The 728-nt window shown below is 44.4% G+C and carries 1 protein-coding gene; it reads left to right on the top strand.

Annotation, left to right across the window (positions count from 1 at the left end):
- On the top strand, window positions 1-728 hold a 728-nt coding region (locus U9R90_RS36580), incomplete at both ends, for a hypothetical protein (protein WP_411061828.1).

A 728-nucleotide genomic window follows, 5' to 3' on the forward strand; every position in this document is an offset into this window, starting at 1 on the left:
CCGGGCAAAGTGCCGCCTGGAAGGCCCATTGTATCGGATTGTAACAGCGAAACGTACAATACCGCAGAATTCATTGAGTACCACTTGAACCCCATGTCACAAAAGCATCCGAGCTATTTGAGAGACACGTATGACTTTATTGAAAAAACAAAAGACCTGAGGATTCCCACTGACGCCCTGCTCTTCACTATCGATGTTGACAGTCTTTACACCAACATCGAGACGGAGGCGGGCTTGTCGGCCGTACGAGAGTGCATGAATAAATTTCCCCATGGCAGTAGACCCGATGAGTACATCTTGAAACTATTAGAGATTAATTTGACCAAAAATGACTTCGAGTTCGATTCTAGATTTTTCCTCCAAACCAAGGGCACTGCCATGGGTAAGAAATTCGCACCCTCGTACGCAAACATCTTCATGGCGCACTGGGAAGAGACCGCGCTGGCGACAGCCACTCATAAACCGTTCGCCTATTACAGATTTTTAGACGACATTTGGGGTGTCTGGGAGCATTCGAGAGAAGAGTTTATCAAATTTATTGAGCATCTAAACACACATCAGACATCTATCACAGTGAAGTATGAGTTGAACAGCAGAGAAGTTAACTTTCTGGATGTAGTAACCTATAAAGGCACTAAATTTGAGGAAAGCAACAAACTGGACTACCGTGTGTACTTTAAAGAAACGGACACTCATTGTCTCTTACATAAAAACAGCTTTCATCCCCG

The organism is Streptomyces sp. E11-3 (genome assembly GCF_046540415.1).
In the GTDB taxonomy this organism is placed as follows: Bacteria; Actinomycetota; Actinomycetes; order Streptomycetales; family Streptomycetaceae; genus Streptomyces.